This window comes from Polynucleobacter sp. MWH-Loch1C5, from assembly GCF_018881775.1.
GTDB lineage: Bacteria > Pseudomonadota > Gammaproteobacteria > Burkholderiales > Burkholderiaceae > Polynucleobacter.
Map to the genome: position 1 here is coordinate 1 of NZ_JACVPR010000005.1, position 370 is coordinate 370.

The 370-nt window shown below is 58.4% G+C and carries 1 pseudogene; it reads right to left on the minus strand.

Annotated elements, in window-relative coordinates:
• Nucleotides 1–370 (minus strand): annotated as a pseudogene (locus tag ICE94_RS08425) (hypothetical protein); the annotation flags it as partial.

A 370-nucleotide genomic window follows, 5' to 3' on the forward strand; every position in this document is an offset into this window, starting at 1 on the left:
CGCCGCCGGTATTACCACCACCAGAGCCACCACCTTGTGGGCCTAAACCTTGACCAGCGCCTTGGCCTGGACCTTGTCCATCACCAGGACCACCGGCGCCTTGACCAGTACCAGATTGCGTATTAGCACCACCACCTGTGTTGGCACCACCGCCACCACCGGAGCCGCCAGAACCAGAACCTTCATTGTCATCCTGATTGTTGCCAGAACCTCCAGTATTACCACCAGAGCCACCACCTTGTGGGCCTAAACCTTGACCAGCGCCTTGGCCTGGACCTTGTCCATCACCAGGACCACCGGCGCCTTGACCAGTACCGGATTGCGTATTAGCACCACCACTAGATCCCCCAGTTGGGCTATTACTTGCCAA